The 26,934-nt window shown below is 71.1% G+C and carries 27 protein-coding genes; 21 read left to right on the forward strand and 6 right to left on the reverse strand.

Annotation, left to right across the window (positions count from 1 at the left end; all coding sequences use genetic code 11):
- Positions 1 to 36 precede the first annotated feature (36 nt).
- The 3 genes from ACFVT2_RS27110 to ACFVT2_RS27120 all read left to right on the forward strand — a co-directional run bounded on the left by ACFVT2_RS27110 (position 37) and on the right by ACFVT2_RS27120 (position 2,064).
- Positions 37 to 1,263, forward strand: a complete 1,227-nt coding sequence (locus ACFVT2_RS27110; protein WP_390022046.1) for a PP2C family protein-serine/threonine phosphatase — start codon at positions 37 to 39, stop codon at positions 1,261 to 1,263.
- Between the two features lie 286 nt (positions 1,264 to 1,549).
- The gene (locus ACFVT2_RS27115; protein ID WP_390022048.1) at positions 1,550 to 1,837 is read left to right on the forward strand and encodes a DUF6400 family protein; all 288 of its coding nucleotides are present in this window, start codon (positions 1,550 to 1,552) and stop codon (positions 1,835 to 1,837) included.
- A 2-nt stretch (positions 1,838 to 1,839) separates the two neighbouring features.
- A complete protein-coding gene (locus ACFVT2_RS27120; protein WP_390022049.1) occupies positions 1,840 to 2,064 on the forward strand; it encodes a hypothetical protein in 225 nt (74 codons plus the stop codon).
- Between the two features lie 218 nt (positions 2,065 to 2,282).
- Here ACFVT2_RS27120 and ACFVT2_RS27125 read toward each other — a convergent pair whose 3' ends face one another.
- Complete coding sequence (locus ACFVT2_RS27125) at positions 2,283 to 2,585, reverse strand: hypothetical protein (RefSeq protein ID WP_390022050.1); 303 nt, start codon at positions 2,583 to 2,585, stop codon at positions 2,283 to 2,285.
- Positions 2,586 to 2,931: 346 nt separating this feature from the next.
- Here ACFVT2_RS27125 and ACFVT2_RS27130 point away from each other — a divergent pair, with 346 nt between their 5' ends.
- The 3 genes from ACFVT2_RS27130 (at position 2,932) to ACFVT2_RS27140 (ending at position 5,886) form a co-directional block, all read left to right on the forward strand.
- Positions 2,932 to 3,801, forward strand: a complete 870-nt coding sequence (locus ACFVT2_RS27130; protein WP_390022052.1) for a hypothetical protein — start codon at positions 2,932 to 2,934, stop codon at positions 3,799 to 3,801.
- Between the two features lie 304 nt (positions 3,802 to 4,105).
- Entirely contained in the window at positions 4,106 to 4,969 is an 864-nt protein-coding gene (locus ACFVT2_RS27135; RefSeq protein WP_390022053.1) for a hypothetical protein, read from the forward strand.
- Between the two features lie 230 nt (positions 4,970 to 5,199).
- Complete coding sequence (locus tag ACFVT2_RS27140) at positions 5,200 to 5,886, forward strand: pyridoxamine 5'-phosphate oxidase family protein (RefSeq protein WP_390022055.1); 687 nt, start codon at positions 5,200 to 5,202, stop codon at positions 5,884 to 5,886.
- A gap of 153 nt (positions 5,887 to 6,039) precedes the next feature.
- On the opposite strand, the gene ACFVT2_RS27145 is transcribed toward ACFVT2_RS27140, so the two are convergent.
- On the reverse strand, positions 6,040 to 6,741 hold the full coding sequence (locus ACFVT2_RS27145) for a TVP38/TMEM64 family protein (protein ID WP_390022057.1): 702 nt from the start codon (positions 6,739 to 6,741) through the stop codon (positions 6,040 to 6,042).
- A 306-nt stretch (positions 6,742 to 7,047) separates the two neighbouring features.
- On the opposite strand from ACFVT2_RS27145, the gene ACFVT2_RS27150 reads away from it, so the two are divergent.
- The 4 genes from ACFVT2_RS27150 (at position 7,048) to ACFVT2_RS27165 (ending at position 11,501) form a co-directional block, all read left to right on the forward strand.
- A complete protein-coding gene (locus ACFVT2_RS27150; protein ID WP_390022058.1) occupies positions 7,048 to 7,251 on the forward strand; it encodes a hypothetical protein in 204 nt (67 codons plus the stop codon).
- 109 nt (positions 7,252 to 7,360) lie between these two features.
- Positions 7,361 to 8,536 carry an elongation factor Tu gene (gene tuf / locus ACFVT2_RS27155; RefSeq protein WP_390022060.1) on the forward strand — a complete coding sequence of 392 codons (1,176 nt, stop codon included), beginning with the start codon at positions 7,361 to 7,363 and terminating at the stop codon, positions 8,534 to 8,536.
- 650 nt (positions 8,537 to 9,186) lie between these two features.
- Complete coding sequence (locus tag ACFVT2_RS27160; protein WP_390022062.1) at positions 9,187 to 10,035, forward strand: patatin-like phospholipase family protein; 849 nt, start codon at positions 9,187 to 9,189, stop codon at positions 10,033 to 10,035.
- A 638-nt stretch (positions 10,036 to 10,673) separates the two neighbouring features.
- Positions 10,674 to 11,501, forward strand: coding sequence for a spermidine synthase (locus ACFVT2_RS27165; protein WP_390022127.1), 828 nt, complete (start codon positions 10,674 to 10,676; stop codon positions 11,499 to 11,501).
- Between the two features lie 137 nt (positions 11,502 to 11,638).
- On the opposite strand, the gene ACFVT2_RS27170 is transcribed toward ACFVT2_RS27165, so the two are convergent.
- Positions 11,639 to 13,111 (reverse strand): MFS transporter, encoded by a 1,473-nt coding sequence (locus ACFVT2_RS27170; protein ID WP_390022129.1) that lies wholly within the window; start codon positions 13,109 to 13,111, stop codon positions 11,639 to 11,641.
- A 396-nt stretch (positions 13,112 to 13,507) separates the two neighbouring features.
- Between ACFVT2_RS27170 and ACFVT2_RS27175 the strand changes: the two genes are divergently transcribed.
- Together ACFVT2_RS27175 and ACFVT2_RS27180 are read left to right on the forward strand one after the other, a co-directional pair.
- Positions 13,508 to 13,966: a DUF4442 domain-containing protein gene (locus ACFVT2_RS27175; protein ID WP_390022063.1), complete on the forward strand. Its 459-nt coding sequence runs from the start codon at positions 13,508 to 13,510 to the stop codon at positions 13,964 to 13,966.
- Positions 13,967 to 14,204: 238 nt separating this feature from the next.
- Positions 14,205 to 14,867 (forward strand): DedA family protein, encoded by a 663-nt coding sequence (locus ACFVT2_RS27180; protein WP_390022064.1) that lies wholly within the window; start codon positions 14,205 to 14,207, stop codon positions 14,865 to 14,867.
- A gap of 107 nt (positions 14,868 to 14,974) precedes the next feature.
- On the opposite strand, the gene ACFVT2_RS27185 is transcribed toward ACFVT2_RS27180, so the two are convergent.
- Positions 14,975 to 15,184, reverse strand: coding sequence for a hypothetical protein (locus ACFVT2_RS27185; protein ID WP_390022066.1), 210 nt, complete (start codon positions 15,182 to 15,184; stop codon positions 14,975 to 14,977).
- A gap of 168 nt (positions 15,185 to 15,352) precedes the next feature.
- The gene (locus tag ACFVT2_RS27190; protein ID WP_390022068.1) at positions 15,353 to 17,287 is read right to left on the reverse strand and encodes an ATP-binding protein; all 1,935 of its coding nucleotides are present in this window, start codon (positions 17,285 to 17,287) and stop codon (positions 15,353 to 15,355) included.
- 296 nt (positions 17,288 to 17,583) lie between these two features.
- Here ACFVT2_RS27190 and ACFVT2_RS27195 point away from each other — a divergent pair, with 296 nt between their 5' ends.
- The 8 genes from ACFVT2_RS27195 (at position 17,584) to ACFVT2_RS27230 (ending at position 25,380) form a co-directional block, all read left to right on the forward strand.
- The gene (locus ACFVT2_RS27195) at positions 17,584 to 18,597 is read left to right on the forward strand and encodes an alpha/beta hydrolase (protein WP_390022069.1); all 1,014 of its coding nucleotides are present in this window, start codon (positions 17,584 to 17,586) and stop codon (positions 18,595 to 18,597) included.
- 666 nt (positions 18,598 to 19,263) lie between these two features.
- Entirely contained in the window at positions 19,264 to 20,472 is a 1,209-nt protein-coding gene (locus ACFVT2_RS27200; protein WP_390022071.1) for an ATP-binding protein, read from the forward strand.
- The gene (locus ACFVT2_RS27205) at positions 20,469 to 20,882 is read left to right on the forward strand and encodes a roadblock/LC7 domain-containing protein (RefSeq protein WP_390022073.1); all 414 of its coding nucleotides are present in this window, start codon (positions 20,469 to 20,471) and stop codon (positions 20,880 to 20,882) included. The genes ACFVT2_RS27200 and ACFVT2_RS27205 overlap by 4 nt, the downstream gene beginning before the upstream one ends.
- On the forward strand, positions 20,879 to 21,259 hold the full coding sequence (locus ACFVT2_RS27210; protein ID WP_390022075.1) for a DUF742 domain-containing protein: 381 nt from the start codon (positions 20,879 to 20,881) through the stop codon (positions 21,257 to 21,259). The genes ACFVT2_RS27205 and ACFVT2_RS27210 overlap by 4 nt, the downstream gene beginning before the upstream one ends.
- Complete coding sequence (locus ACFVT2_RS27215; RefSeq protein ID WP_390022076.1) at positions 21,234 to 21,824, forward strand: ATP/GTP-binding protein; 591 nt, start codon at positions 21,234 to 21,236, stop codon at positions 21,822 to 21,824. Before ACFVT2_RS27210 ends, ACFVT2_RS27215 begins: the two co-directional genes overlap by 26 nt.
- A 70-nt stretch (positions 21,825 to 21,894) precedes the next feature.
- Complete coding sequence (locus ACFVT2_RS27220) at positions 21,895 to 23,208, forward strand: cytochrome P450 (protein WP_390022078.1); 1,314 nt, start codon at positions 21,895 to 21,897, stop codon at positions 23,206 to 23,208.
- Positions 23,209 to 23,309: 101 nt separating this feature from the next.
- Positions 23,310 to 24,563 (forward strand): cytochrome P450, encoded by a 1,254-nt coding sequence (locus ACFVT2_RS27225; RefSeq protein ID WP_390022080.1) that lies wholly within the window; start codon positions 23,310 to 23,312, stop codon positions 24,561 to 24,563.
- A 52-nt stretch (positions 24,564 to 24,615) separates the two neighbouring features.
- Positions 24,616 to 25,380, forward strand: a complete 765-nt coding sequence (locus tag ACFVT2_RS27230; protein ID WP_390022081.1) for an enoyl-CoA hydratase/isomerase family protein — start codon at positions 24,616 to 24,618, stop codon at positions 25,378 to 25,380.
- Positions 25,381 to 25,456: 76 nt separating this feature from the next.
- Here the strand turns inward: ACFVT2_RS27230 and ACFVT2_RS27235 are convergent, their stop codons facing one another.
- Positions 25,457 to 26,023, reverse strand: a complete 567-nt coding sequence (locus ACFVT2_RS27235; protein ID WP_390022082.1) for a gamma carbonic anhydrase family protein — start codon at positions 26,021 to 26,023, stop codon at positions 25,457 to 25,459.
- Positions 26,024 to 26,167: 144 nt separating this feature from the next.
- Here ACFVT2_RS27235 and ACFVT2_RS27240 point away from each other — a divergent pair, with 144 nt between their 5' ends.
- Complete coding sequence (locus ACFVT2_RS27240) at positions 26,168 to 26,911, forward strand: acyltransferase (RefSeq protein ID WP_390022083.1); 744 nt, start codon at positions 26,168 to 26,170, stop codon at positions 26,909 to 26,911.
- Positions 26,912 to 26,934: the final 23 nt, after the last annotated feature.

Here is a 26,934-nt window from a genome sequence, read left to right on the forward strand (position 1 = left end):
CCGGACATTTCCCTTATCCGAGTGCAACCATGATGCATGCCCTTTCGACGGCTGACGCGGCTGAGCCAGCGACCGGACCCGAGCCATGCCCTGCTGCTGATCCCGATCGGGCTGATCGTCGCGGTCTCCATGGTCGACGCCCTCGCGCCGCCGGACATCCACCTGGGCCCGCTGCTGGTCGCCGCCCCCGCCCTCACCGCCGCCTTCGCCGGACCCGGCCCGACCGCGGTGATCGGCACGCTGGCGGTCGCCGCCCAGGTGAGCATCGGCCTCGCCCGCGGCGCCCTCTTCACCGAGAACCTCTACGCGCAGATCAGCTCCCTGATCGTGGTCTCGGCGCTGGTCTTCCTCTTCAGCGTCGTGCGCGAGCGCAATGAGCGGCGACTGACCCGCAGTCGCTCGGTGGCGGCCGTGGCCCAGCAGGTCCTGCTGCGGCCGCTGCCGGCGCGTAGCGGCGATCTGGAGATCGCCTCGCTGTACCTCCCGGCGGAGGAAGAGGCGGAGATGGGCGGTGACCTGTTCGCCGCCGCCCGCACCGCCGCCAGTACCCGGCTGATCATCGGGGACGTCCGCGGCAAGGGCCTGCCCGCGTACAGCCACGCGGCGCTCATCCTCGGCGCCTTCCGGGCGGCCGCGCACCGCCAGGCCACCCTGCCCCGCCTCGCCCGCCACCTGGACGGCGCGGTCCGTTGGGACACCAGCCAGTGGCGCGCCCCGGCCGCCCGGCCGGCCGCCACCGACCCCGCCGACAGCGTCCCGGCCACTGCGGAGCGGGCCGTACCCCACCCCACGCCCGGCCCTGACCCCGACGAAACGTTCGCCACCGTCGCACTCTTCGACATCCCCGACCGGCGCCCCGAACTGAGCATCATCAGCTGCGGCCACCCGCCCGCCCTCCTGCTGCGCGACGGCCAGGCCCGCACCCTCGACCCCCAATGCCCCGCCCTCCCCATCGGCCTCGGCGCCCTCGACGGCCCGCAGGGCTACGACGTCGACACCTTCCCCTTCCACCCCGGTGACCTGCTGCTCCTCTACACGGACGGGGTGAGCGAGGCGCGCAACGCCGACGGCGACTTCTACCCGCTGACCGAACGGGCCGGCGCCTGGAGCCGCAGCAGCCCCCAGTCCGTGCTCCGTCGGCTGCGCGAGGACCTCTTCGCCCACACCGGCGGCCGCCTGGCGGACGACGCCGCAGTGGTCGCCCTCCGCCGCCTGCCGCCCCGCCCTCCGCACCGTCCGGACGCGGCGGAGGAGACCCCGTAGCCGACTGCGGCCCGGGCGCGCAGCACCCTGCGCGCCCGGGACGACGGGGGTCGGGGCCCGGCCGCCAACACCCCGGTCGCGGAGCGCCCGCGGGCATGACATCCGTCACGCCCGGCCGGTCGGCGTTTCCGCCCCGACCCCGATATTCCGCCTCTCCGTCGTCGCTCTCGGCACCCTTCCGGAGAGCGCCTCCGGCTGACGCTTCCTCAATCCCGTCCCACTTGCTAAACACGTCCGATCAGCGGTACTCGTCCGAATCGTCCGCGAGTGGTACAGGAAGCGCAGCATGACTGACCCCACCAGCCCCTCCAGCCCCGGAGCTGACATATCCCGCGTCACCGGGATCTCCGACGACGGCACCCGCGGGACCTTCGAGCTCGACCTCGCCGGCCACGAGGCCCGGCGCCGGGCCGAAGTCCTCGCCGCGCTCGGCGACACCTGGGACCCCGTCGCGGTGATGAAGGACGAGGCGGAGGCCCAGCGGCTCCTCTACTCCGGCCTCGACGCCGACCAGCAGGCCACCTACGCCATGCTGGTCGCCGCCGGAGTGCTGCCGGCCGCCGGACAGGGCTGAGCATGCTGCCGATCGACCCCACCGCCGACATCGGCCGCCGCGCCTGGGTGCCCTGCCCCCGTTGCCAGGACCACCAGGACTGCGACACCTGCCATGCCGGCCGCACCTGCGACGACCACTGGCGCTACCTGCTGTCCAACAAGGGCAGCCTGCTGCACCTCCAGTGCCCCGCCTGCACCCACCTCTGGGCCTGGGACTCCGGCTTCGGCGCCGGCGGCCGCCCCTGACACAGCGGCCCACCCACCAGCGCACCGCAGCACCCTGATCCTGCTCTGACCCACGGCGCGGCTCCCCGGGTGTCGCCCCGCCGCGGCCACCTCGTACGCCCCCAAGCACCCGCTCCGCCGGAACGGCACGATCCGGTCGGCCGCCCACCCCCTCCCAGCCGGCCCCGCCGCCGCGTGCACGCTCCGCGCGGTCGGCGCCGCGACCGTGATGCGCCCGCTCACCGGATGCCGCGCAACGGGGCGCGCAACGCCCCGGGGCGGCGCGCCGACGACCACCGCCCGCCCATGCGCCTGGAGCGGGTACGCCACGTCGCCACACCCTCCCCACCGGAGAACGCGGTGGCGCTGGCCAGCACGTACACCGGCCGGTCGGGGTATCCGGTCGCGAGGGCAGAGGCAACACGGTCCAGTGACTGGCGGGTGGAATCGGTGGCCCGCTCGTAGCTGTCGTCGAGGTGTAGCTGCTCGTCGGGGGGCGTCGTCGCCGCACCCCATGGCCGTGCCCTCGGACGAGTCGCCACGGCACGCCCACAGACCGAGCAGGAGCGCCCGAGTCACGTGCGGGCGGCTGCATCCCCGCGCGTATTGCCGAGCCGATCGGCGGGCCGCCCTCGCCGGCGTCGATGATCCGCGGGACGTCGATCCCGCCTACCTTCCCGTCGAGCCGCTCCACGGTGCGGATGCCCTGGTCCTCAGCCCGCAGCGCAGCGAGGAAGGCCGCCCGCTCCGCCGTCCGCGCTTTCCCTGCGCCCCCGCCCGGACGGCGATAGCGTGCGAGAAGCGGAGCCACCCGAGGAACCGCCCCCGGCGGGGCACCGGGCCGCCCCGCACACACCGCACTCCCAACAGCCGCCCGAGGAGCAGACTATGGAGCCGCCCACGGCACAGCGGGCCCGATCGCTCTGGCTGATGACCGAGCCCCTGCACGCGGTCTGCTACTTCGACGACGACTGCCGGGCCCTGGGCAAGGCCCTCGGCCTCAAAGGCTTCTGGATGGGCTACTTCGCCGCCCGCACCGCACCCCTGGGCGCCGTCGAACCCGCGACCGCCACCGCCGTCCTCGGAGTCTTCGCCCCGGGCATGGTGGCCCGCGCACTGCCCGCCGCCTGGAGCACCGTCAGCCCGGCCCACGTCCTCGACGAACGCGGCACCCGCGCCGCCCGCGCCCTCCGCGCCGTCGCCCCGGACCTCGACCGGTCCGCCACCGCACTGCTGCCCCGACTCCAGGCACTCGTCGACGCCGCCCCCGACACCGCGCGCCCGCTCTTCGCCGCCAACCGCGCACTGTGCGATCACGCCGACCCCGTGGAACGGCTCTGGCAACTCACCACCACACTGCGGGAGTTCCGCGGTGAAGCCCACCTCGCCGTGCTCGCCGACCGGGAACTGGACGGCTGCGAAGCACTGGTCCTCACCGCCGCCACCGGCCGGGTACCCGAGGACACCATGCGGGAGGACCGCGGCTGGACCGAGCAGGAGTGGGCCGCCGCCGAGGACCGCCTGCGCTCCCGCAACCTCCTCGACGCCCACGGCAACGCAACCGCACCGGGCCGGCACGAACGCGCCCACATCGAGGCGGAAACCGACCGCCTCGCAGCCCGACTCCTCCGCCCGCTCTCCCCGGCGGACACCGACCACCTGCTGGACCTGCTCCACCCGGTCGTCCGCCGCATCCTGACCGCGGACGTCCTGCCCTTCCCCAACCCCATCGGCCTGCCCCACCCGGACACGCCCTAGCGGCATCCGCACCCGCACCGCACCATCGGCCGCGTGCTGCCGCCCGCCACCCGAGCATCCCGTACCACCCCCCTCCACCGGGAACGTCTGGTACGAGCCGCCGACGCCCGGCACGTCCGGCTGATTCAGAAGGTAACGCGCCGCACTGACACTCGACTTCTCCCCGCCGGAGGGACCTCCCGGGCTACGACGTGATTGTCAGCTGCGCTACGACGTGATTGTCATCTCGTGGTTCGATGGGTGCTTTGGGGTGCTTTGCAGCGACAGATCGGATCACCTCCGACGGAAGCGGCGTTGTCTGAGTATGGATCCGAGAGAATTGTGGGACCGCAACGCCGTACTGGCAGAAGCGTTTTGTCTGGGTGATGAACGTGTCCGGGAAGCACAGGCCAGACTTGACGAGGCGCAGGCCGATCGCTGCCGCGTCCTCGCGGCGTTCGCCCTGACGGTGGGAAGTACGGGCGCGGTGGCGGGACTGTTCGGACTCAATGAACGGGAAGTGCGGGTCGCCCGGCGCACGGTGGGCAAGGACGATGCCCGCGCCGTCGCCGAGGAGCTGCTGTCCAATGCGGCCCGCACCCCACCCCAAGAGCCGGAAGATCCGGTGCCGGACCACCCTTCCGACTCTCCCTTCCCGGCCTACACCGCCACCGCCACCGCCGCCCAGCCGCCGGCCGGTGGCCGCCAGGCCGGTACGGCGGCCACCGGCGGCCCACCGGACCAGAACTGGTCACCCGCGATGGACGCGGTCCTGATCGGCAGCTGGCAGACCGGCGTGGACCTCAGGGAGCTGGCAGCCGAATTCGGCCTCGACCTCAGCCGCCTGATGGCGCGCGCCCAGCAACTCTCGGCCCAGGGGCGCTTCTATCCCGGCTCCACCGAGACCTACGCCGGCCGCCACCGGCGCGGCCCCGGTGACGTCCACGAGTCCGAATACACCATCCCCGCCCAGCAGTCGACGACCTGGAACGGCGCCGCCACCGCCCACCCCATGACGTCCGCCTCCTGGTACACGGGCGCGATGCCCCCCACCGAACCCGTTACCGATGTCACGGCCCTCACCTCCGAATGGGACAGTGCCCTCGCGCCCTGGGGCACCCTCGCCCCCGCCCATGAGGAGCACGCCCCGGCCCACCAGCCATGGGCCCAATATCACCTCAGCTCCTGATGATCCCGAACAGCACCGGATGCCGCGCCTAACGCGAAATCAGTTGTCAAGCGAGCTGTCAGCAACGAATTCCGTGAAATACCTGGCTTGAATATTATGAAGTCGTTACTCTGACGGGCAGCCCCGCTGGGCTGCCCGCTCGCGTACGCAGCCCGCCTCCCGGCCCGTGCCACGGCAGACGCGCCCGTAGCACGGCAGCCCAGAGCAGACAGGTAGACAGGCAGACAGCCATGACCGAGTCCATACCCACCCCGGGCCGCACCCTGACCGAAACCGACCGCACCCGACACCGCCGGCTCCGCGAACAAGGCAGCCTCGACCGCACCGAACTCGACGCCGTACTGGCGGCAGGCTTCGTCTGCCACCTCGGCGTGACCATCGACGGCACCGTACGCGTGGTACCCACCGTCTACGGCTCGGACGGCACCACCCTCTACTTCCACGGCTCGGTCGCCAGCCGCAGCCTCGTCTCCTCCCCGGGCACGGACGTCTGCGTGACCGTCACCCACGTCGACGGACTGGTCCTGGCCCGCTCGGTCTTCGAGCACGGCATCAACTACCGAAGCGCGATGATCTACGGAGTACCGCGCCCGGTCACCGACGACGAAGAGAAACTGGCGGGCCTGCGGTGCCTCACCGAGCAGTGCGCACCCGGCCAGTGGGACTACGCCCGCCGCCCCCACCGCAAGGAACTGGCCGCCACGGCACTCCTCGCCCTCTCCCTCGACGAGGCATCGGTGAAGATCAGGACCGGCGCCCCGGACGACGGCGACGGCCCGGACGCCGCACTGGGCCTATGGGCCGGCGTCCTTCCGCTCCGCACGACATGGGGAGCCCCGACACCGGACCCCGCACTGGGCACGGAGCTGCCGGTGCCGCCGCACATCGCCGCACGCACGGACACGCCCGCGTCGTGACGGGCCGGAGCGACGAGCTGGAGCCGGCGGACCGGAGCCGGTGGACCGGAGTCGGTGGGCTTGCCGCATCCGGCGGGCCGGCCGCATCCGGCGGGTCGGCCGCACCCGGCCAGGGCGTGACGGCCAAGCCGTCCCGGACCAGGCCCGTGGCAGTCAACCCCCGCGCAACGCCTTGCGCTTGCGCCACGCGACGACCACCGCCGCCAGCCCACTGACCGCGATGAAACCCATGGACAGCAGGAACGCCGGCGACGTCGGAGTCGCCGCCCGCGCGCCCGCCACCGCATAGGCCGCGGTGTTGGGGATGCTCCCCAACGCCGTGGCCAGCAGATACGGACACCAGCGCATACGGGAGACCGCCGCGCAGTAGTTCATGGCCGCGAACGGCAGCCCCGGGAACAACCGGATCGCCAGCATGGAGCGGAAGCCGTGCTCGCTCAACTGCCGGTCCGCGGCGGTCAGCCAGCGGGCCCGCAGCAACGGCCGTAGCGCCTGCTGCCCGAGCAGCCGCCCGAGCCCGAACGCCAACCCGGCGCCCAGCACCGTACCGGCCAGCGCGGCGACCAGCCCCGACTGACTGCCGAACAACGCACCCGCGGCGAGATTGAGCACCGGCCGCGGGACGAACGCCGTGGTGCACACCCCGTACGCCAACGCGAAGCCCACCAGCGCGGTCGGCCCCGACCACTGCACGGGCCAGCCCCCGGCCAGCAGCCGCTGGGGATGCAACAACACCATCGCGGTCGCGGCGCAGACCAACAGGACCAGCAGCAGGGCCAGTCGCGACCAGGGGGAGAACACCACGCGCGTGCAGCGCGCGGCGAGGCCGTCGGACGTGGCGGCGGTGGCGGGCATCCCGGGAGCGTAACCGACGCGCCCGCCGCACGGCCGGAATCCGGGCCGTACGACCACGAACCGGGGTGCACGCCGCGCAACGGGCGGCGGCCGTCCGGACGGCGGGAAGGGGCCGCGCGCACGCTCACGCCGCGCATTCGGACGGCTCCGAGCAGGTGCCTGCCGCCGCCACCGCGGTGCGTGCCCTGCCCGGTCTCCCACGGGTGCCTGGAACGCACGGCCATGGGCGACCGGAACGCACGGCCATGGAGCCCCGGGCCCGTAAATCATTCGACGCCGGACCGGCGCCCCGGCACCATATGACCCATGTTCCGGCACGCCTTCCTCCCGATGCTGTCCGCGGTCGCAGTGACCGCCGCGGACGCGCCGAAGGCTGCCGTCGGATTCCTCGCCGCAGCCACGGCGATCGACGTTGCCGCCCCCGCCGCCGCCGTGGCCGGCACGGCACCCGTCGCCCTCGCCACCGCAGCCGGCGCGGCTGCCGCCGCAGCACACGGCACCCGAAGCTGACCCTCTCCGGAACGTCCGGCGGACCCCGCAGGGGGAGGGTCGGAGCGGACCAGGGGTCCCCACGGCGCCACATCGCCGTCAGCACCGCATTCCTGCGAGGAAGAACACCATGCCCAAGACGGCATACGTCCGCACCAAGCCGCACCTGAACATCGGCACGATGGGCCACGTCGACCACGGCAAAACCACGCTCACCGCAGCCATCACCAAAGTCCTCAGCGACCGGGGCACCGGCACGTTCATCCCGTTCGACCGCATCGACCGGGCCCCGGAGGAGGCCGCCCGCGGCATCACCATCAACATCTCGCACGTCGAGTACGAGACCGACACCCGGCACTACGCCCACGTCGACATGCCCGGCCACGCCGACTTCATCAAAAACATGGTCACCGGCGCGACCCAGCTCGACGGCGCGATCCTCGTCGTCTCCGCGCTCGACGGCATCATGCCGCAGACCGCCGAACACGTCCTGCTCGCCAAGCAAGTGGGCGTACGGCACGTCGTCGTCGCGCTCAACAAGGCCGACGCGGGCGACCCCGAGCTCACCGACCTGGTCGAGCTGGAAGTCCGCGAACTGCTCACCGCGCACGGCTACGACGGGGAGCACCTCCCCGTCGTACGGGTCTCCGGGCTCCGCGCCCTGGACGGCGACCCGCGCTGGACGGACGCGATCGGCGCACTGCTGGACGCCGTCGACACCTACGTCCCGGTGCCCGAACGGTATGTGGACGCGCCGTTCCTGCTCTCCGTGGAGAACGTGCTGACCATCACCGGACGCGGCACCGTCGTCACCGGGGCCGTCGAACGCGGCACGGTGCGCAGCGGCGACCAGGTGGCCGTACTGGGTGCGGAGACACTGCACACGGTTGTCACCGGGGTGGAGACCTTCGGCAAGCCCATGGAATCCGCCGAGGCCGGGGACAACGTCGCGCTGCTGCTGCGCGGCCTGCACCGTGAGCACGTACGCCGCGGAGACGTGGTCGCGGCGCCGGGCAGCGTCACCCCGCGACGCCGCTTCACCGCCGAGGCGTACATCCTCTCCACCGAGGAGGGCGGCCGCCGCACGCCTCTGTCCACCGGCTACCGCCCACAGTTCTACATCCGCACCGCGGACGTGGTCGGCGCCATCGACCTCGGCGAGCGCGCCGTCGCCCGCCCCGGCGAGACGGTGACCGTAACCGTCGAACTGGGCCGCGCGGTACCACTGGAGCGCGGCCTCGGCTTCGCCATCCGCGAGGGCGGCCGCACCGTCGGCGCGGGGACGGTCCGCACCGTGGAGGACTGAGCGCGTGGGGAGGGGGAGGAGGCACTGCTCGGCTGAGCTGCTGCCGCTGCCGCTGCCGCTGCCTAAGCGAGCTATGGCCTGGTAGTGGTGCGGCCGCGCAGTGGCTGAACAGCGGCGGATGATCAGGGGCTGACTCGTCCTCCCCGCCCCGCCCCAACCAGGGCCTGCCCGGCCGATCGTGCTCGGGCAGGCCCTGCCCCGTGTGCCACTCCCGTGTCTCTCCTGTGCGCCTGTCCCCTCGTAGGTCTGTACCTCTGTCCCTCCTCTGTACCTCTGTCCCTCCTGCACGTCACGTCGTCGCTCACACCTCCCTTCCCGCTGCTCACGTCCTACTTCCGCTGCTCACGCCCGGCCGGTGCTCGCATCGGGCTCGTGCTCAGCTCCGCGCCGTTGCCTGCCCTCGCGCCTCTGTTCCCCTTCGTGTTCCGCGCCTACGATCCCGCCAGGAAACTGCCGCCGGCGCGGCCGCCGGCGCCGACGACCGCGTGCGCAGAGGTTGCGGTCGTCGGCCGGGGTTCAAGTCGTCGCGTACGCCGACCGCCGAACCGCCGACCGCCAAGGAATTCAAGCACCGCATACCGGCGTATAACGCCACATAGTGACGCGCCGGGAGTCGAGGTCGAGCGGCTCTGGCGTGGAAGGGACATCGCATGCCCACATCGAGAACGGCGCTGGTCCTCGGCGGCGGGGGACTGACCGGCATCGGATGGGAGGTCGGCATGCTGACGGGCCTCGCGGAGGCGGGTGCCGACCTCGCCGACGCCGATGTCGTCATCGGCACCTCCGCCGGCTCGATCGTCGGAGCGCAACTGACCTCCCGTCTGCACACCCTGGACGAGCTGTACGAGCGCCAACTGGCCGCACCGGACGGACGACCGGCCGCCCGCCTGAGCCCGGCGGTGTTCGCACGCTTCGCGGCCGTCGCGCTGCGTTCACGGGGCGCGGTGTCGTTCGGGGCGCGGATGGGACGGCTCGCGCTGGCGGCGCGTACGGCATCGGAAGCCGAACACCGCGTGGCGATCGCCCGGACCCTGGGCGTGGACGACTGGCCCGCGCGGCGGCTCCTGGTCACCGCGGTGGACTCGGCGACAGGGGAGCGCACTGCCTTCGACGGCACCAGAGGTGTCCCACTCCTCGACGCGGTGAGCGCCAGCTGCGCGGTACCGGCCGTCTACCCACCAGTCACGATCGACGGGAAGCGGTGGGTGGACGGCGGCGTGCACTCCAGCGCAAACGCGGACCTGGCCGCGGGCTACGGCCGGGTGGTGGTCATCGCCCCCATCGCGGTCGGCGGCGGACCGATCGTCGCGCCGCGCACCCAGGGCGCGCGGCTGGCAGGGGAGGGCGCCCGGGTATGCGTGATCACCCCGGACCGCGCATCCAGGTCGGCATTCGGCAGGAACGTCCTGGACCCCGCCAAACGCGCCGACGCCGCCCGCGCCGGTCGCCGCCAGTCCGCCACCCACGCCCCAGAAATCCGCGCCCTCTGGAGCAACTGAGCCGCTCCAACCGTGGTCCGTTCCGGCCCTGACCCGTTCCCCCTGATTGGTTCGGGCTCTGGTCCGCTCCGACCTTGACCTGCTTCGGCCTTGACCTGCTTCGGCCCTGACCTGCTTCGACCCCGTCTGCTCCGGCCTCGACGTCATCGGCCCCTGGCCGGGCCCGCTCGCGACCTGGCCCGCTCGCAGCCGGACTCGCGCTCGATCCGGCTCGCCCCGCCCCGACCCGCCCCGGACTTGGGTCCGCCCGGACCTGGCCCCTGAGCCGAGCTTCTGTTCCGCTGGCGCCGTCGAAGGCTCCGTCCTGATCCCGACCTCCTCCGACGGGCCCCCAACAACCGACGAGACCCCCGAGCCGACGGGGCCCCTGATCCTGACCTGGTCAGACGAGGCCCCAACAAAGTGACGAGGCCCCAAGCCGAGGAGGCCGTGATCCGACGAGGCCCCCGCCCAACGGGTCCCATCCACCCCGCCCGTGACAAGGGACCCACCCCGCCCGCCACAATGGCACGGTGCACAACGAATCACCGGCGACGAACACATCGACGTACACCTCACCGGCGGCTGACGAGCCCCGGGCGGCCGACCAGGACCCCGCGGAGCCGGAAGCCCCCCGGCCCGCCGAGGACCCGGTTCCCCTGACCCGCACCGTCGACCACGGCACGGCCAAACTCCTCCCGGACATCGACCGCCCCCGTGCCTGGCTTCTCACGGTGGACGACGCGCCACAGTCGTACGTCGACCTCGACGAACCCACGCACCTGGAGTTCGAGTACGTCCGCCGGCTCGCGCACGTCCTGGACGAGGCCGCGCCCCCGGGGCAGCCACTGGACGTGCTGCACCTGGGCGGCGGCGCACTGACCCTGCCGCGCTACCTCGCCGCGACCCGCCCGCACTCCCGGCAGGACGTGATCGACGTCGATCACGGTCTGCTCGCCCTCGTGACGGAGCATCTCCCGTTGCCCGGCGACTCCGGGATCGCGCTGCACCCGCAGGACGCCCGAGCGGCGCTGGAGGCGGCACCGGAGGCCGGCGTCGATGTGATCGTGGCGGACGTCTTCACTGGCTCACGGGTGCCCGCGCAGCTGACCTCGGTCGAGTACGCTCGCGCCGCCGCCCGCGCACTGCGTCCCCACGGCTGCTACGCCGCGAACCTGGCCGACAGTGCCCCCTTCGACTTCCTGCGCCGTCAACTCGCCAACTTCGCCGCGGTGTTCGCCCACCTCGCCCTGATCGCGGAACCGTCGGTACTGCGCGGCCGCCGCTTCGGCAACGCCGTGCTGCTCGCCTCGCACACGGAGCTCCCGATCGCCGCTCTGGCCCGCCGCACCGCCGCCGACGCCTTCCCCGCCCGCGTCGAACACGGCTCGCCCCTACGCCGCCTGATCGGCGACGCGAGTCCCGTACCCGACGCCCAAGCCCTCCCGTCCCCCATCCCCCCGGACGGCACCTTCAGCGTCGCTTGATCCCCACGAGTAATCCCCCCCGCGAGCAACCAGGCAATGAGCTGACGGGCCCAGCCCTCCGTTCCCTACCTAGTGCCCTCCGTCCCCCATCTCGCCATGATCTTGTCGTGCCCCGGTGGTCGAGCCTCATGGCCAGATCACGTAGAGCCTCCACAGCGTGACCGAGCCTCCGTGACCGAGCCTCTGTGCCGGGGGCGCCTCCTTTCTTCTGTTTCGGCAACGATTACGGAGAGTAGTTTGTTCCCTTCGTTGTGTTGGTCGCGGTGAGTGGTGTGGGCGTCGCAGGGATGCGCGTTGCGCGGGAGACGACGAGCGGGCGGTGGCGGGGGCGAGGGTGAGGAGGCGGAAGGGGGCGAGGGGCAGGACGGGGAAGCGGAAGGGGAAGATGGCGCGGGGGAGGGCGGGCGGCGCCGGGTGAGGTGGCGGACGTCGGGGACGCAGAGGGTGGCGGCCGTCAGGAGCACGATCAGGGCGGCGCAGGCCCACAGGGCGGCGGTGCGGCCGATGAGGTCCTGGGTGGGGCCGGCCAGTGCGGTGGTCACCGGGACCACGGCCAATGAGCCGAGCCAGTCGTAGGAGGAGACCCGGGAGAACTTCTCCTCGGGGATCTCCTGATGGAGCGTCACCATCCAGGTCACCGAGAAGACCTCGACCGAGATCCCGGTGCCGAACATGATCGCGGCGAGCCAGCTGGCCGGCACCGGTACGGCGAGCGCGGCGGACGGGAGGGCCAACGGGAAGACGCAGAGGGTGCCTGTGAACAGGAGGCGGCGCGGTGTGAGGCGGGTCATCAGGAGGGCGCCGACCGCGGTGCCGGCGCCGAAGGCGGCCAGTGCCAGCCCCCAGGGCCCTGCGCCGCCCAGATGTTCCTCGGCGACGAGCGGCCCGTAGACCGACTGCACCGCGATGACCAGCGCGTTGACGAGGGAGAACTGCGCCACGATCGCCCACAACCACGGTCGGGACGCGACTTCCCGCCAGCCGTCCCGCAGGTCGCTGCGTATCCCGCCGCTCGGGGTGCGTTCCGGCATTCCGCTCACGTGGAGGAAAGCGCGGAGCGCGCCGGCGACGGCGAAGGCGGCGGAGTCGACCGCCAGCACCCAGCCCGGGCCGACGACCGCCACCAGGGCGCCGCCGAGTGCCGCGCCGCCGATGTTCGCCCCGTTCATGCCGACGCGGAACAGTGCGAAGGCGCGGCCGGACTGCTCGCCGGAGACGCTGGCGAGCACCATGCCCTCCGAGGCCGGGGCGAAGAACGCCTGCCCGGTGCCGCCGATCGCCGCGAGTAGCGCCATCTGCCACAGGTGCGCCGTGCCGGACAGGACGAGCAGTGCGAACAGGCCCTGGGAGAGGCAGTTGACGCTGTTCGCCGCGACCATCACGCGGTGTCGGGGGAGTCGGTCGGCGATCGCGCCCCCGATCAGGAGGAAGAGGACGAGCGGCACCATGCGGGCGGCGGAGACCAGCCCGACGTCGGTCGCGGAGCCCCCGGCGCCGAGCACGGCGAACGAGGTCGCGATCATCGCTCCGCTGCTGCCGAGGCCGGCGATCATGGTGGCGGCGCTGAGCAGGACGAAGTTCCGCCCGGCCCAGGTGGGGCGGGCCGCCATCAGGCACGGTCCCGTCGGCCCGGAGTACCTGAGGAAGGGCGCGTCGGGAGTGCCCGAAGGAATGGCCGCGTCGAGTGGGACGGCCATGTCGGGCGGGATGGCCGTGTAGAGAGGGACGGCCGTGTCGAGTGGGGTGGGGAAGGCCGATGAGGTGTACGGGGGTGATCGCGGCCCGTTGTCGGCCGGGTTCGGCGTGCTGCCTGGGGCAGTGGCCGTAAGGGTGCGTGCTCGGTTCGCTGGGTTTGCCCCCGTCGTGTCATGGGCGTTCACGTTATGGGGGGCCGGGGGGTGCGGGCACCCGGTTTTCGGCGAAGTGTGGGGCGCTGTGGGGCGGCCGGGGAGGAAGGGGCGGGATGACCTCTTCACAGCTAAGCTACTGCTAGGTAACATGACGTCATGTCCTCTGAGTCCCTGCCGTCGATCGGCGACATGATGGCGGCATCCGTGCCGATGGTCCGCACCCTGAACCTTGAGTTCGCCGAGACCACCGCCGAGCGCGCCGTGGTCCGCATGGCCGACCAGGCCGACTTCCACAACCACGTCGGTGGCCCGCACGCCGGCGCGATGTTCACGCTCGCGGAGTCGGCGAGCGGCGCGATAGTGATGACCGCCTTCGGCGACCAGCTGGGCCGTGCGGTGCCGCTGGCGGTGGGTGCCGAGATCGGTTACCGGAAGCTCGCCATGGGAGCGGTCACCGCCACCGCCGAGCTGGGCCGGCCGGTGTCCGAGGTGATCGCCCAGCTGGACGCCGGGGAGCGCCCGGAGTTCCCGGTGAAGGTCGAGATCACCCGAGACAAGGACGGCGCCGTCACCGGTGAGATGACGATCGTGTGGACGCTGCGCCCCAACAAGTGACCGCGGTGGGGCCGGACGACGGCCGCGGGGCGTAACCGTGGCCGGCGAACGAGCAGCCGTGGGTGAGTGGGCGGGTGGTCGGCAGATGCAGCCGCCCGCAACCGGAATCGTCGTCGGTACCACCCGATCGAGTACGCTTCCCTGACGCGCTGGCACAGCGCGTCAGGGAACGACCGATCGGTGCCGGGGGCACCGGGCAACGGCCCACGGGGGCCCTACACCTGCGGAGGAAGCAGCCTTGCACATCCAGGAATGGCTGGCGACGGTACCCGCCTTGAGCGTCTACCTCCTCGTGGGGTTGGTGATCGGGGTGGAGAGCCTGGGCATTCCGTTGCCCGGCGAGATCGTCCTCGTCAGCGCGTCGATCCTGGCCGCGACCCAAGACCACATCGACCCGTTCGTGCTGGGTGCCTGCGCCTCCGCCGGCGCGATCATCGGTGACTCCATCGGCTACGCGATCGGGCGCAAGGGCGGTAAGCCGCTGCTGACCTGGGCCGGCCGGAAGTTCCCCAAGCACTTCGGGCCCGACCATATCGCCATGGCCGAGTCGAAGTTCGAAAAGTGGGGAATGTGGGCGGTCTTCTTCGGCCGCTTCATCGCGCTGCTGCGCATCTTCGCCGGCCCGCTGGCGGGTGTGCTGAAGATGCCGTACTGGAAGTTCCTGATCGCCAACGTCCTCGGCGGCGTCATCTGGGCCGGCGGTACGACCGCGCTGATCTACACCGTCGGTATGGTCGCCGAGCCCTGGCTCAAGGGCTTCCAGACGTGGGGCCTGGTCGCCGCGGTGCTGTTCGGCATCGGGTCGTTCCTGCTCATGAAGCACCGGGCGAAGAAGGCGGCGGCGGCGCGTAAGGCGGCGGAGGCCGTGAAGACCCCGATCGCCGCGACGACGGGCGACTGAGCCGGCGGCCGGCGAACGCACACGCGCGACGCCCCGGATGTCCTCACCAGGACGTCCGGGGCGTCGCGCGTTCCACGTCGTCCGTCGGGTGTCGTGGCAGCCAGCCGTCAGGGCATCTGCCAGGTGTCGGGTCCGCCGTCGCGCCATTCGATGATGCCGGTGTCGTCCCAGACGAAGCGCGCGGTGGAGAACCCGGCCCGGCGCAGGATCGCGGCCACGTCGCCGGGGCGCAGCGCCCGGCCCAGGTCCTGTCCGTGGAGCGTGACGCGGCGCCCGCCGGTGGACGGGGGATGCACGATGACGGGGGCACGCTTCATGCCTCCAGCATGCGGCGCCCCTGGCGCCCCCGCATTCCGACCGCAGTCGACGCGTCACGTACGGTGCCGGGCCCGGCGGCGGTTCACCTGGTCCGGCACGGCAGGGCTCCGCCCCGCGCCCGGCCGGACGCCTTCCGGCCGGCCGGCCCGCGCGCACCCGGGCAAATCTCACGGGCCCGCGCGCAGGCGTGAGAAGAACGGTTGGCGGTGGGGGCCGGAGTTGCGGCGCCGCCACCAGCGCACCTCGCCGGCGCCGGGTACGCGTACGGGGGTTTCGGAGCGGACGCCCCGGCGCAGGCCGGCCAGCATCGTGCGGGCGCCGGTGACGAAGAGCGGGTCGCCGATCAGCTTCTTCGCGACCAGGGCCTTGCGGCAGGCCCGGAGGGCGGTGGCCGGGTCGCCGTGGGCGCGTTCGATGAGCGCATGGGCGTAGAGGATCGTGGAGTGGAGCCAGAAGTCGCTGTCGGCGTGGCGGGACTCCCAGGCGCGGTGGGCCGCGGTCCGGGCCCGGACCGCGTCGAGCGGGGCGAGGGCGATGGCGAGCAGGGCGCGGCTGTGGGCGGGGCCGGGGCCGAACCACGGGTCGCGGGAGGTGTGCCGGGCGGCCTCTTCCAGGCAGGCCACGGCGGTCGTGGTGTCCTCGCGGTACAGCGCCAGGACCGCGTGCGCATGGGCGATACGGGCCAGGCCGTCGGCGTCCGCGTGCATCACGGCCGCCGCCCATGCCTGGGCGAGGAGGGGTTCGGCGGTGGCGGGGGCGTTCTCCTGGGCCGCGAGGTAGCCGGCCAGCCACAGGGCGCGGGCCCGTAGTGCGGTGTCCTCCTGGGACAGTCGCAGCAGGTGGTCCAGGTGTGCGCGGCCCTCGCGGCGGAAGCCGCAGGCCGCCCACTGGAACCACAGCGAGACCGCGATCTCCAGGGCGCTCAGGGCGTCCTCGGCATCCAGTGGGGGTCGGGTCAGCGCCGCGTCGAGGTGGTGCTGTTCGTCCTCGACGAGGCGGACCGCGAGTTGCTGGCCGGTGCCCTGCCAGGTGATCTGCGCCTCCGCCGCGAGGGCCGCGCACGCCTGGCGGAACCGGCGCAGCGCCCCGGCCTCGTCGCCCGTCGCGCGCAGCCGGGCGCGTCCGAACTCCCGGGCGCCGCGCGGGAGCCGGTAGCGGGGCGGCAGTCCTGCCCCGGCGCCGGTGGCGCCCTCGGCGTCCCGTACGCGGGTGAGGACGGAGGCGGTGCGGAGGCGTTCCAGTGCTCCGTCGACGGCGGCTGCAGGAACGTCACTGCTGCTACAGACGCACCCCGCCAGCCAGGGGTCGAAGTCCCCGGGGAGGACCGAGAGGCGGGCCCAGACCTGACGATCGACAGGGGAGCAGAGGGCGTAGCCGGCGGCGTGCGCGGCGTACAGCGAGGTGTGGCGGGTGGTGGGGGAGGGGCCGGAGTAGTGCAACGGGCCTTCCGCGTCCAGCCGGGCGGCGAGTTGGGCCAGCGTCATCCGGTCCAACTGCCGGGCGGCCAGGCCGATCGCGAGCGGGCATCCCTCCAGCGCCCGGCACACCGCGACCAGGAGTTCCGGGGCGGCGGGGCCGGTGCGCGCCGCCAGGAGTTCGACCGCCGGCCCGGCGATGCCTTCGCCGAGGGTCACCGGCAGCGGGGCGAGGGCGATGACGCGTTCCCCGGGCAGCCCCAGGGGGCGGCGGGCGGTCGCCACGATCCGCAGGGCCGGTTCGGTCCGCAGCAGTCGCCGGACCAGGGCCGCGCAGGCGTCGCGCAGCGGGTCGCAGTCGTCGAGGAGGATGATCGCGCGGTGCGTGCGGCAGTGCGCGGCGAGGTCCTCGGCGGTGCTCCGCCGGGGGAGGTCGGCCGCGCGGAGGAGGGCGCCGGTCAGTTCGTCCGCGGTCAGCCCGTCCCAGCAGGCGATCCGGACGACGGTGTCCGGGCCGTTCGCGGTGCGCTCTTCGAGGACGGCGCGGGCCAGCAGGCTCTTGCCCACCCCGGCGGGTCCGGTGAGTGTGACCGGGGCGGTCCTGCCCAGCAGTCCGGCCACCTGCTCGTGTTCAACTGCCCGCCCCACTACGCCGGGCAGCGGCCCGTGATCGGCCCACGCGGTCATCGGTCATCCCCAAACACGGCACATCGCCGCGCACTTCCCTAGGAGCGACCCACGATGCCAGAACCGACCGCCGGGTAAACAGCGGACGGGGTTCACCGTTAGGGGGAAACGTATCCGGTGCGCTTGACGCGGGGGTTCGTCTTGATGATGAAACGGAACGGTAAACCCCAGGTCACGAAGGGCGGGGGCGGCGTTCGGCTTCGGACGGGCCGATCTTAGAGTGGTGCCTTTCGACCGGTTTCGCGATGGCACCGTGGTGCCCCGGCCGGCCCCAAGTGCCTGAGGAGATCGTCCCGATGAAGTCCCTGCGCGTCAGAGCTGCGGTGAGTGTGCTGGCCCTGGGGCTGCTGGCCGGATGCGGCGGGCCGGGGCAGGACGTCGTCGACGCGTCGAAGGTGCCGCGGCTGCGGGCCCATGCCGCGGACGCGCTGAACGGCCGGCCGCGGACGGTGCTGCCGCACGGCCCCCGCTCGGTGTTCACCACCTACCGCCCGACCGGGGACGACGGCACCAAGGTGTTGCACACCAGGTGGCACGGGCGCGCGTCCGGATACACCGGCGACATCTGGGCCTGGGTGCCGCCGCAGTACAACCAGCCCCAGTACGCCCGGAGCGGCTTCCCGGTGCTGATCGCGTTGCCCGGTGCCTGGGGGTACCCGGCCAATTACTGGGCGGATGCGCCGTTCGCGCTGGAGGAGCGGCTCGGGGAGTGGGCGAAGGAGGGCAAGACGCTGCCGTTCATCCTGGTGATGCCGGTCCTCAACCCACGCAAGACGTACTACGACGGCAGCGACATCCCCGGTCAGCCCAAGATGGGGAGCTGGCTGACCAGGGACGTGCCGGAGTTCGCCCGGGCCAACTTCCGTACGTACGGGACGCGGGACGGCTGGGCCTATATGGGGTCCTCGTCGGGCGGGTTCGCGGCGTTGAAGGCGGTGCTCAAGGAGCCGCAGCGGTTCAAGGCGGCGATCGTCAACGGTCCCGACACGGCGCCGGACTCGCCGCTGTGGAAGGGGCACCCGGCCGAGAAGCTGGCCAACGACCCCCGGCACCTGGCGCGGCAGTTGGCCGCACGCGGCGGGCCGCAGGTCTACCTGGCCTTCGAGCTCGGCAGCAAGGAGGACGCGGTGCCCGACGTGGAGCGCTTCATCGGCGGTTACACCAACGGGGCCCGCGGACCGATCCACTCCACGCTCTTCGAAATACCGGACGGCGTGCACAGTGGACACACCTACATCAAGCGGATGGCCGAGTCGCTGCACTGGATCAGCGAGCAGATGCAGGGGCCGGTGGCGGCGCCGTTGGTCTGACGGTCCGTCGGCGGCGTGCCCGCGCCGTGGCCGGCCGGTCGATCCCTGGCAGGCTGCCGCGTCCGCCGATTCCCTGTTGACCGTGGTCGGTTGACCGCGTCCGGGATCTGCGCGGGTGCGCTCCACCGCCTACCGGCTCCTGGGCACCGAGCGGCGCATGCCCGTATAGGGCGTGCGGTGCGCGACGGTGCGATCACCTGCGTCCACGACGGTCCACCACGCTCCGTGCCGCTGATCTGCCGCGATTCGCGCTGCGTTGCGTTCGCGACGGTGCAGTTCGAGGTGCTAGCGGGCCGTCAGGAAGCGCCCCAACGGGTTGCGTGGTGACGTCGTATCGGGAGCCAATGGCCCCAAAGGGGGCCTTTGTTGAATCTCCGTCAGGTGCCAGAACGTTACGGATCGCTGTTGGACTTCAGCCGATGGCGTGATGCTAAGATCATCGCACTTGCCAACCGGGTAGTCACCTGCTATGGCAAAAGGAAATTCCGCGCATTGGCCTGAGAAAATCGCCACCCCGGGGAGAGCTATGCCATTATCCGGGCCTTCAGAGGCTTTCTGGCAGGCGACTGTGCCCGGCCGTTCGTCTATGTCTGGGGCCGCGCGTGAGTATCCACACGGCAGCCGGGCATTCGGCACCTGGTGGCTTCGTCATCCGAAGAGAGACCTATGACGCAATATCTCCAGGATCCAGCGCTGTGGGCATTGGTCGCTGGTACACCTGTCGCCGCTACCGCGATTATTCGTGGCCGGAAAAAGATTTCGGAGCTAAGAAAAGAAAAAATTGAGCTGAAACAGCATTACGCGCAGCTGGAAGAGCACTACGCGGAGGCCGTGGAGGAGGCCAAGGACCGCGCCGAAGAAGCGACCAAGAATACCCTGAAGGCCGCCATGCGGACCCTCCAGGGTCTGGCGAGCGAGCAGCAGCTGACGATCTCCAAGCTCCAGGAGGCGTACGGCGAGCATAAGATCCTCCAGGACCTGCTCGATATCGACCACATGAACTCGCAGTTCGCGCGACGGGCCCAGTCCATCGCGGTGCTCTGTGACGGTTGGCTCGGCCGGCGTCGTAATGATGCCTCGCTCTACGACGTGGTCCGCAGTGCAAAGGGACGCATTCGTCACTTCACTCGCGTCGAGATCCGTTCGCAGAGCAACTTCGCCATCGTGAGCCGCGCCGTCGAACCGGTGGCGCTGGTCCTTGCTGAATTGCTGGACAACGCCACCAGCTATTCCGCACCGGAAACGGTGATCGAGCTCAACATCCGCCCGGTGCCCAAGGGCGTGTGCATCGTCGTGGACGACGCCGGTGTCGGTATGAACGAGGAGGAGAAGGCGCGGGCCGGCCAGCTGCTTTCCGGCGGTAATACGGCGAGTGTTTCCAGCCTCGGCAACCCGCCGCAGTTCGGTTTCACCGTCATCGGTGTGCTCGCCGCCCGCTACGGCTTCACGGTCTCGGTCGACTCCACCTCGCCGTACGGCGGTGTGCGCGCGGTCGTCCTGCTCCCCGACGAGTTGCTCACGTCCCTGCACGAGCCCGAGGAGGGTCCTGCCGTGGCCGCGTCCACTCCGTTGCCGCCCGAGAATCCTCCTGGTCAGCAGAGCGCCGCGGTCCAGGGGCGCCACCGCGCGCCGGCAGTTCCCGCCTTCGGCGGCCCGGACATCGAGGCCCCGGCGGTGAACGAGACGACCGCCGGCGGACTGCCGAAGCGGCGCCGTCGCGGCGCCATATCCATCGTGCCGCCGGCGGCCGAGGGCACCCCCACTCCGGTCCGTGACAGCGCCCGGACCGCGTCCGCCATGGGTGCGTTCCAGCGTGGTACGCAGTCGGGCCGTCGTTCCACCCAAGCAAGCAGTGAAGGGCATGAGGTTCCGTGAACTACGATCTGTCGTGGATGCTTGACAGTGCTCTGGAATTGCCTGAAGCGCAGCATGCCATTCTCGTCTCCGCCGACGGCCTCCTTATGGCCCGTTCCAGGGAAGTCGGCCGGGACCACGCCGATACTGTGGCCGCCGCGATGAGCGGTATGCAGTCGTTGAGCCGCACGGTTTCCGACTTCTGCAACAACGACCGTTCGGCCATGCGCCCGCAGTGGCGGCAGACGCTGGTGGAATTCGATCACGGCTGGGTCTTCCTCATCTCGGCCGGTGAAGGTGCATATCTCGCGGTTTCGGCGTCGCCCGATGTCGACATGGCAGAGATCTCGTTCCGGATGCAACAACTGGTCGGCCAGCTCGGCAAGGCGCTGACCAGTCCTCCGCGTGAGAGGGCCGATATCCAACCATGACGACCGATGACGAGCCGGAGCTGGTACAGGAAGCAGCGGAATTAGTACGGCCGTACGTCATCACCAACGGCCGGGACCTCGTCGATGACAGCTCTTTCTCGCTGCTGACACTGGTCACCGTCGCTCAGGAACCGCCCCGGACCAAACCGCTCGACCCGGAGAAGCAGCGTCTGTTGGAGCTGTGTTCCGGGGGTTTTCTGTCGATCGCCGAGATAGCCGGGCACACCGGGCTTCCGGTGGGCGTCGTCAAAATTCTGGTGTTCGATCTCACGGAGGAGGGCCATCTCTATGTGCGCGCGCCCATCCCCAGTGCTCAGCTTGTCGAACGGCAAATCCTTGAGGAGGTGCTGAATGGGCTCCAGGCTCGCTTTGGATGACGGTGTGTACCTGCGGAATTCCGTGCAGACCGCGGCGAAGATCCTGGTCGTCGGGCACTTCGCCGTGGGCAAGACCACGTTCATCGGCACCATGTCGGAGATTCCGCCGCTGCGCACCGAAGAGGTGATGACGCAGGCCAGCGCGGGAATCGACGACCTGCGGGCGGTGCCGGGGAAGACCACGACGACGGTCGCCATGGACTTCGGGCGGTTGACGCTGAGCGAACGGCTGGTCCTGTATCTGTTCGGAACTCCCGGACAGCAGCGATTCGTTCAGGTGTGGGAGGACATGACGCGTGGGGCGCTCGGGGCGTTGATCCTGGTCGATCCGCAGCGTCTTCAGGAGTCCTTCCCTGTCATGGACCTGGTGGAGCACTACGGCATCCCGTACGCGATCGCCGTGAACCGCTTCGACGGGACGCCGGCGCATTCGCTCGACGAGATCCGGGAGGCGCTCGATCTCCTCCCCGAAACGCCGGTCATCAACTGCGATGCGCGTGACCAGAAGTCGTCGGCGGATTCCCTGATCACGCTGGTCCGCTATCTGCAGTCCCGCCTCAACTAGGAGTGCATCCATGCAATCTCATCCGGAATTCCAGACTCCGCCGCCGGGGTGCCCGGCACATGCCGACGGCATGAAGACGTCCCTGCACGGCCCGGAATTCGCCGCCGCGCCGCACGCGGTGTACGAGCAGCTGCGGCAGTACGGTCCGACCGCCCCGGTCGAACTCTCCCCCGGTGTCGAGGCGGAACTCGTCACGGACTACGCGACGGCGCTGCAGATCCTGCAGAACCCCGACTCCTTCGCCCGCGACCCGCGGCGCTGGCGTGCACTCAACGAGGGCCGGGTGCCCCTGGACAGCCCCGTGCTGCCGATGTTGATGTACCGGCCGAACAGCATGTTCTCCGACGGGGCCGACCACCTGCGGCTGCGTCAGGCGGTGACGGACAGCCTCGCGCGGCTGGACATGCACCGGGTGGGACGGCATGTGGACCGGGTGGCCAAGTACCTGATCGAGCAGTTCGGCGGGCACGGGAAGGCCGACCTGGTCGCCGACTACGCCCGCTGGCTGCCGCTGCTGGTCTTCAACGACCTCTTCGGCTGCCCGGCCGAGATCGGTGACCGGCTGGTGTTCGGCTTCTCCGGCATCTTCGACGGCATCGACGCGGAGAAGGCCAACGAGACCCTGACGGAGTCGCTGCTGGAACTGGTCGCCCTCAAGCGCGCCACCCCGGCCGAAGACGTCACCTCGTGGCTGATGCAGCATCCCTCCCAGCTCTCCGACGAGGAGATGATCCACCAGCTGGTGATGCTGATAGGCGCCGGCGCGGAGCCGATGCAGAACCTCATCTCCAGCGCGCTGCGGCTGATGCTGTGCGACGAGCGGTACGCGGGCGGTCAGCACTCGGCCGGTCTGCCGGTCGACGACGCCATCCACGACGTGCTGTGGAACAGCCCGCCGATCGCCAACTACGCGACGCACTACCCGGTGCAGGACGTGGAGGTGTCCGGCAGCAAGCTCCCGGCCGGGAGCCCCGTCCTCATCAGCTTCGCGTCGGCCAACACCGATCCCGGTCTCTCGGTCGGGCGGCAGACGTTGAGCAAGCGGGCGCACCTGGCCTGGGGCGCCGGCCCGCACGCCTGCCCGGCGAAGGACCCGGCGCTGCTGATCTCGGTGCTGGCCATCGAGAAGCTGCTGAACGCGCTGCCGGACATCGAACTCGGCGTGCCCGAGGAGAGTTTGACCTGGCGGCCGGGCCCCTTCCACCGGGCCCTCAACTCGCTGCCGGCCCGTTTCACGCCCGTGCGGGCCGAGCGCCGTTCCGCCGGGCCGATGCCGGCTCCGGTGGGTGCCGGTGCCATTGCCGCAGCCGCACAGGAGCAGGCTTCCGGTAAATCTCGGAAGAGTAGCTGGTGGAGCGGGTTTCTGACGTGGTGGAAGATGTGACGTTCGCAACGAAGTCGATCATGAGTGCGTCGTATGAATGTTCAGGGGCAAGGGTAGGTAGGGGTGTCGCGTCTTACATGATCTTCTGAAAAGGAGTTGTCGTGGAGCCCGCCCTGGCCTCTCGGTCCGTTGACCGGCGTGCGGTGGTTTCGCTCTTCTCGCGTTTGCGAAAGGGGAGCGGACAAGCGAATCCCTTGCCCATTTACTCTGAACTCAGGGCAATGGGCGATGTAGTTCCGGCCCCCTGGGGCGGGTACCTGATCAACTCCTACGGTTTGTGTGACCGCATCCTCCGGGACCGGACGTGGCAGGTCCCCGACAGTGCCTGGCGGGCACGTCAGGGCGGCGGTACCCGTTGGGGTGCGCCGTCTTCGACCGAAATGGGCCGGACTCTGCCGGCGCTCAATCCGCCGCATCACACCCGGGTGCGGCGGTCGTTGGGCAATCTTTTCGACCGGAAATGCGTAACCGGTATCACGAGTGCCATCGAGACGCATGCCGAGCGCCTTCTCGACCGGCTTGCCGACGAACTGCGGGGCGGTTCCGCCGATTTCAGCACGTTGGTGAGCGAGGAACTCCCGATGTGTTCCATCGGGGAGTGGCTGCAATTGCCCGTGGCGGACCATGGGTTGCTCCGGTCGCTGGCCCACGACCAGGTATTCACCCAGGAATTGCTGCCCTCCGCGAGTCAACTCGCGCTTTCCGATGCCGCCACCATGCAATTGGAGTCCTATTTCCGGGAGTTGGTGCAGGAACGTCGCAGGTCCCCGGGCGACGACCCGGTCTCGAACTGGCTGCGCACCTGGGACGAGCTCGAACCCGACCGGGAGGCGGCCGACGAGGCCGTGTACCTGCTGGCGCTCCTGGTGTTCCTGGCCGCCCCGGAGACCACGGCGACCCTGCTGTCCAGCATGGTGTGGCTCCTCCTGGAACACCCGCGGCAGCTCGGATGGCTCCGCGCGCACCAGGAGCACATACCCGAGGCCATCGAGGAAGTCCTGCGCTACGACTCGCCGAACCACATCATCAGCAGGGTCGCCCCCGAGGACTGCACGATCGGTGACGTGCGCATCGAGAAGGACCGGATGGTGCACCTGATGGTGGGCGCCGCCAATCACGATCCCGCGCACTTCGCCGATCCGGAGATCTTCGACATCCGCCGCAAGGCGAGCCACCTCAGCTTCAGCGGCGGCATCCACTACTGCCTCGGTGCGCCCCTGGCCCGCCTGGAGGCCAGCACGCTGCTGACCGCGCTGCTCCGCCGTATGCCCGGACTGCGGGTCAGTGCCCCGCCGGTCTATGCGCCGCGGGTGGGGTTCCGGCGGATCGTGGAGCTACAGGTAGTTGAATCCTGACATATCGTCGGTCCCTGGCAGGCACGTGGGAAGCAGAGGAAGACAGCACATCGTGATGGAAGACTTCAAGGCCCTCCGGGTGAGAACCGAGGGGCCGGTCGCGCAAGTGGAACTGCACAGTCCGGAGACCGGGAACGCGGTTTCCGGACTGCTCCTGGACGAACTCCTCGCCGTACTGGGCACCTTGCACGACGACCCCCGCGTACGCGTCATGGTCCTCTCCGGCGCAGGTGACGACTTCTGTCTGGGCGGCGACCGCCGGGAGTTCGGCGAACTCCTCGCCACCGACCCGGACGGTGCGGACCTCCGGAGCCTGGCGGGCAAGGCGCGCCGGGTCTGCGACGCCCTGGCCACCGCCCCCACCGTCACCATCGCCCGACTGCACGGCGGGGTCATCGGAGCGGGGCTGGCGCTCGCGCTCTTCTGTGATCTGCGGGCCGGTGCCGACAACTGCCGTTTCCGGATGCCGGAGCTCGCGCTCGGCCTGCCGCCGGCCTGGGGCGGTTCGCTGCCGCGGCTGTTGCACGAAGCCGGCGCCGCCAAGGTCCGTGAACTCATGCTCACCGGCGCCAACTTCGACGCCGAGAAGGCCGCGGACCTGTCCATACTGCACACCGTCGTCCCCGAGGACGAGCTGGACGCCGCCGTCACGCGGTGGACCAAGCCGCTGGTCCGCCGGTCGCCCACGGCGCTGCGCACCGCCAAGCTCATGATGAACGCCTACGGGAACGCCAACCGCCTCGCGGACGCCACGCTCTTCGACGCGGAGCTGTTCTCCTCCGCGCTGAGCGCCGCCCACCAGGCCCGCCGGGGCTGAACCCCGACGGCAACGGGGGACGCAGACCCGTCGGTGCGGCCCTGACCAGGCCGCACCGCCGTCGCATCCGGGGCCGTCAGCCCGCGGACTCCCCGGCATCCGCGCCGTCCGTGCCGACCGGGACGGCCGCGCGGTGGAGGGCCGCCAGCTCCAGGTAGTTCGCGGCGTTCAGCTTGATGGACTCCCGCTCCTCCGGAGTCAGTTCGCGCTTGACCTTGGCCGGCACCCCGGCGACCAGCGAGCCCGGCGGCACCCGCATCCCCTGCGGGACCAGAGCCTGGGCCGCGATCAGCGAACCCGCGCCGATGTGCGCCCCGTTCAGCACCGTGGCGCCCATGCCGACCAGGACGTCGTCCTCGACGGTGCAGCCGTGCAGCACGGCGTTGTGGCCGACCGAGACCCGCTCGCCGACGGTCACCGGGAAGCCCGGATCCACGTGCACCGTGCAGTTGTCCTGGATGTTGCTGTCGGCCCCCAGGACGATGGGGCCGCTGTCGGCGCGCAGCACGGTGTGGTACCAGACGCTCGTCCCGGCGGCCAGGGTGACGTCGCCGACGACGACGGAGGTGGGTGCGGTGTACGCCCCGGGGTCGATGTTCGGCGCCTCGCCGCCCACCGCCACGATCACTGACCGTTCTGCCATCTGCGCATCTCCTCGCCGGTTGAGTGCCGCGCCACCAGCACCGTAGACGACGCGGGCGCGGGGTGGCCGGGGCGGCCGCGGGTGGGGTGAAGATCACAGCCCGACGCGCGGTCGGCGCCCGGGCCCGCTGAGTACGGTGTGCGGGTGCCGATAAACCAGAACGTGTTCTCGTCCCTGACGGCCTGGCGGCGCCGGGCGGTGTCCCGCGCCGTCCACCGCGGGGCGCGCTGGGTGCGGGAGAGCGCGGCCGTCACGGCGGAGCGCCCCGGCCCGTACCGCTTCCGCCGGATCGGCACCGGCACCCGGCTGGCGTTCCCCCAGGGCACGGTCTTCGGCGATCCCTGGATCGAGCTGGGCGCGCACTGCATCGTCGGCCAGGACGTCACGCTCACCGCGGGCATGATGCCGGACCTCGACCTGGGCCCCGACCCGATCCTGACGTTGGGCAACGGTGTGGTGCTGGGGCGCGGCAGCCATGTGATCGCGGACGTTCGCCTGACGATCGGCGACGACTGCTTCTTCGGCCCCGGCGTTTACGTCACCACGACCAACCACAGTTACGACGACCCCGAGACGCCGGTCGGCAAGCAGTGGCCGCGCACCGACCCGGTCGTCATCGGGCCGGGCGGCTGGATCGGCACCGGGGCGGTCATCCTCCCCGGCGCACGGCTGGGGCGGAACGTGGTGGTCGCGGCCGGCGCGGTGGTCCGCGGCGAGGTCCCCGACCACGCGGTGGTGGCCGGGGCGCCCGCCAGGATCGTCCGCCGCTGGGAACCGGGCGAGGGCTGGCAGCCGCCGCTGCGGACACCGGCACCGGTCCCGATCCCGGAGGGCGTCACACCGGAGCAGCTGCTGGCGCTGGGGGAGTGGGAGCCGGCGGAGGGCTAGAACCCGCTGCTGAGGTACCGGCC

The organism is Streptomyces sp. NPDC058000 (assembly GCF_042886435.1).
Classification (GTDB): domain Bacteria; phylum Actinomycetota; class Actinomycetes; order Streptomycetales; family Streptomycetaceae; genus Streptomyces.